The sequence below is a fragment of the Parendozoicomonas sp. Alg238-R29 genome (assembly GCF_947331445.1).
Lineage (GTDB): Bacteria > Pseudomonadota > Gammaproteobacteria > Pseudomonadales > Endozoicomonadaceae > Sansalvadorimonas.
Genome location: NZ_CAMZOG010000152.1, coordinates 1 through 4,412 on the forward strand (window position 1 = coordinate 1; position 4,412 = coordinate 4,412).

Genomic DNA, 4,412 nt, shown 5'->3' on the forward strand with positions numbered 1-4,412 from the left:
CGCTGTGGTAACCGGGCCTTCTTCGGAAGAAATCCATATGGATGATTACAACCGGGTCAAAGTGCAGTTTCACTGGGATACAGAAGGTAAGGGAGACGACAGCTCATCGTGTTGGATCAGGGTAGCCCAGCATATGGCTGGCAATGGTTTTGGCAGTCAGTTTGTTCCCAGAGTTGGTGATGAAGTTTTGGTGAGTTTTCTGGATGGGGATCCAGATCGCCCTCTGGTTATTGGCTCGGTGTATAACAATAGCCATAAAGCCCCTTATGAAACGCCCACCAGTTACGGCATAAAGCTGCAGTCTTCTCCCAATGGCGGAGCAGATACCTTTAATGAGCTCCGCTTTAACTGCAAGAAAGATGAAGAGCAAATCTTTATGCAGGCCGAGAAAAATCTGGTGATTGAAGTCAAGAATGATCGTAATGAAACGATTGTCGGAAACCTGACTGAAGACATTCAGAAAGTCGTGACCAGAACAGTGAAAGAAGACGACAGCCTGACAGTGGAAGGTGAGCAAAAGGTAGCGGTTACTAAAAATATAACTGTCACCACTGATGCGGATTATCAGCTGACCACCAAAGGGAATTTTGAACAGACCACTGATGGAGATGCTTTATTCACGGTAAAGGGAAAAACATCCGTTGATAATACCGGTGATATTTCCATGGAGAGCAAAGGCAATATTGATGGTAAGGCTACGAATTCAATTTCACTGGACGCTGCCAGCATTTCCGCTACAGGGAAGCAGGCCATAGAACTGGAAGTTGGAGCCAGCAAAGTTTCCCTTTCCCCTTCGTCTATCGAACTGAGCTGTGGCCCCAGCACGATCAAGCTCTCGGCCAGTGGTGTGGAGATTTCCGGAATGCAGTTCAAGGCAGAAGGGCAAGTACAGGCCGAGTTAAAGAGTGGTGTAGCGTGCACTGTGGAAGGCACTGTGAAGACAGACATTAAAGGCACTATGGTGGGCATTCAGGGCAATGCAATGACCCAGGTGAAAGCCGGTGCCATGGTGGAAATTCAGGGGGCGATCGCCAAGATCAACTGATGATGAATACAAACAAGACATTACGAAAAGTCCCCCAGGAAAAAGCCGTAGAGATTCTTGATCGCTATCAGGTGGATAAAGAGCTGAGGGCATCCGTCAACCCGGATGTGTCCCCTGTGCAGTTAATTGATAGCTGGCTTGAGCAGGAAAAGTACAACGAGGTCGTCACATTTATGTGCCATAGCCTGCCGGCCCGTGAATCCGTTTGGTGGGGCTGTTTGTGTTTGCACAGTGTTGCTCTGTCCCAAAAGCTTTCTAATGTTCAGCAACAGGCTTTGGAAGCTGCAGAGAGCTGGGTGCGGAATCCAACGGAAGCAAATCGTCGTATATCTGAAGCAAGAGCCCAAAAAGCAGAAAGGGATAATGCAGCGGGTTGGCTGGCTCAGTCTGCCTTCTGGAGTGGGGGTAGCCTGACACCCGTTGATGCGCCGGCCAGCCTCGCACCGCCTTATCTGTATTCCCACGCTGTGGCCGGAGCCATATGCCTGGCAGCCGTATTGCCCGATGGCAACAAAGCAAAAGAGAACTATCGGCGGATGATCGCCATTGGTTTGGATATTGCGGATGGTGGTAATGGGCGTTAACCCTGTAAACGATAGGAGGTCTTTATGAGACCAGCCGCACGGGCAACTGATATGCATGTTTGCCCAATGCAAACTCCTGCAATTGTTCCTATTCCCCATGTTGGTGGCCCACTGCTGCCTCTGCCTTCCACCGTTCTTATTGGCAATTTACCGGCAGCCACTGTCGGACAGCCCTGCGTATGTGTTGGGCCACCGGACAGTGTGATTATGGGAAGCATGACCGTTCTGGTGAACAGCAAACCGGCTGTGCGTATGGGAGACCCAACGGCCCATGGGGGAACCGTAGTGATGGGGTGGCCTACGGTTTTGATTGGCGGATGAAGTGTGCAGCAACCAATAGCTACAGTGCAGCAACCAATAGTTACAGTGCTGCAAACAATAAAAGGCATTAAGTGATAAAGGTTTAAAATGAGATTCTCTGAAGTATTTGATAACAAAGACACAGATAAAATTCTTGAGATGGGTGAAACGGAGTTCGCTGTAAAAATTAATGAATGGGCGAAAGCCATGGGAAAGCGGGTTGGCTATAAAAAGCAGACCCGTTTGGAACATTGGCAGGAGGCTATTAATAAGGTTTATACGGCACTTGAAAAGAAACTGGGAGATGACGAAGACGCCATTTTCAAAACAGATAAATGGAAGATTATGGTGACAGCTGCAGCTAATCACTTTCCTGAGCATATTAGTGTTTACCATCCGACAGTAACGGAACGCCAGCGTATTCATCGGCTGATAAAAAATACCCGTATTACACGTCAGCTTAAAGATAAGTCCGCTTTGATGAAAATCCTGAAAACGGATAAGGATTTGACAGTCACTACGCTGGAAGAGCTGGCTGTTTCTCGTTTGCAGTGTGAACTGCTTGCGTCGTCAGCAGAACGGCTTGTAGCGGAGTACCATCTTGGCAGTGCAGTTAAAAACTCGGCCCAGGCATCGAAAACGACTGATGTTTCTGGTTCTCGTGAGGGAAGTGTCGGGTTGAAAGCGCCCCATGCAACGGGAGCGGTGCATGGGGCAGCACAGGTAGGGGGTAAGGCCAGTTATAGCTCTGGGAGTGTGCCTCTTGGTCATGGGTTCAGTCACAGTGTGGAAACAGCTATTCAGGCCTCGGCTGGCGTGGAAGGATATGCTGAAGGTAAAGCGCGGGTGAGTGATCTTGCTTCATCAGCTTCTGCCGGGTTGGAGGGAGCAGCTCAGATTTCTGCGGATGTGGATTACCACCTTGAACATACCTGTCGTGTCACTGTAGGAGCATTGCGCCGCAAGCTAGGGCCAGAGTTTAAAGCCTTTGCCTTTGAAGCTGGCGCAGTTGCAACAGGTCGAGTCGGGGGAAGCCTCAATGCTTCTGCACAGGCCTTTCAAGGTGCGGGCTTTGAGCATATTCAGGATCGAAGCTCCTGGGATCGCGATACGACAAAGGTTTATGATGCTACAGAGCGGACTGATGAGCAGAAAGAAAAGGAATTTGATCGCAATCAGGCAAAATTCAATCTCCTCAATGCCAGTGCAGATGCAGAGCTGGAGTTGGCTGTAAGGCTGACGGGCAAGGCTGGTATCACAGTTGGGCAGACCTTCGGTGCCGAGGTAACGGGTGATATTTTTGCAGGGGGGCAGGCCGCCGGAAACGTATCTTTTGCTATAAACGACAAAGGAGTTGGGCTGAATATGGGAGCCAAGCTGTTCGCTGGCTTTGAGGTCGGTAGTCAGCAAAAACTGAAATTGAAACACCCAACTCGGCCCATTGAAATTTTCACGGTTCACTTTGGTGAAAGCTTCTCCACTGGAATTGGCATAGAGGCTGCCGCTAAAGCCAGAGCAGGCGTGGGCGGTTGTTATTTTGATACGAGAGCCGGTGCAACTCTTGGAGTGGGTACCAGTATCAGTATTGGCTCTGTGGTGAGTACACGCGGTGTTTTGTTGTTGGGCTATGACATGTTGGCTGGGCCAGCTGTGAAAGCTTTAGGCAGTACTGCAGGACGAATCAGCCCTGGATGCTCTGTTGAGAAAATGATGGGCTCAGCCTACGTAGCCTTGAATGAGCAGGCTTCCAAAGCAGAAGTCAATCAGGTTTATGAAACGTGTCAGGGGAAAATCTCAGCCTGTCTGGGTGCTATGGCTGCTGAGGGTACCAAACTGTCTAGCATGACTAAGTTTCGTACCCCAGGCTATGCAACAACAGCCATGACCAAGGAAGAAAGACTGGAAAGTTTGCAGAGTGCTTTGAGTTTGATTGGTTCGGAAGAGGGCTCGAAATACTATGAGACAAAGTATGTGAATCAGAGCAGTCGCCAGGCCAAATTTGGTGAAAACCCCTCTGCCGGTTTGGATAACTATAGTGGTCCAATGACCAGCCTGGATAAGACCAGCGCAGCTCCTATTGGCAACGGGAAGCGGGGGAGTTTGGTTGATGTGAACGATTTTGGGCCAGAAACCACTCGTAAAGACTCTGTTGTTAATGATGCCAAGGCCAATTTGCACAGTACTGTAACGGCCTACAGAACAGCTAAGCATCTAACAGCAGGTAACTATGTTGCTTATCGGGTTTTGCGTGAAGATTTGCTGAAGGGGAATGTGAACTACAAGTAGTTCGAAGGGCTGTTCGTCAATCGTATCGCCATGACTATCTTTTTTAGCGTGCATGTTGGATACGCATCAGCGTGTCCAACATGCGGTACTTATTATGTGAGATCCTTACTGTCAAAGTTGTGTATAAATTGAGTAGAAAATGTCTTTATTATCTACTGTATTTCACTACTGTCCGGTTAAGCATAAACCAGCTCCAG

General features: G+C 49.0%; 4 protein-coding genes. All 4 read left to right on the forward strand.

Features of this window, described 5'->3' with window-relative positions:
• On the forward strand, nt 1-1,045 hold a 1,045-nt coding region (tssI, locus tag QMA35_RS20865; protein ID WP_281649077.1), incomplete at its 5' end, for a type VI secretion system tip protein TssI/VgrG.
• Complete coding sequence (locus QMA35_RS20870) at nt 1,045-1,629, forward strand: hypothetical protein (RefSeq protein WP_281649078.1); 585 nt, start codon at nt 1,045-1,047, stop codon at nt 1,627-1,629. The genes tssI and QMA35_RS20870, both read left to right, overlap by 1 nt.
• A 24-nt stretch (nt 1,630-1,653) precedes the next feature.
• The gene (locus QMA35_RS20875) at nt 1,654-1,950 is read left to right on the forward strand and encodes a PAAR domain-containing protein (RefSeq protein ID WP_281649079.1); all 297 of its coding nucleotides are present in this window, start codon (nt 1,654-1,656) and stop codon (nt 1,948-1,950) included.
• An 87-nt stretch (nt 1,951-2,037) separates the two neighbouring features.
• Entirely contained in the window at nt 2,038-4,215 is a 2,178-nt protein-coding gene (locus QMA35_RS20880) for a hypothetical protein (protein WP_281649080.1), read from the forward strand.
• The last annotated feature ends 197 nt before the right edge of the window (nt 4,216-4,412 follow it).

Coding starts and splice junctions, on each gene's coding strand:
- QMA35_RS20875 (WP_281649079.1), top strand. CDS start 1,654: ATGAGACCAGCCGCACGGGCAACTGATATGCATGTTTGCCCAATGCAA.
- QMA35_RS20870 (WP_281649078.1), top strand. CDS start 1,045: ATGATGAATACAAACAAGACATTACGAAAAGTCCCCCAGGAAAAAGCC.
- QMA35_RS20880 (WP_281649080.1), top strand. CDS start 2,038: ATGAGATTCTCTGAAGTATTTGATAACAAAGACACAGATAAAATTCTT.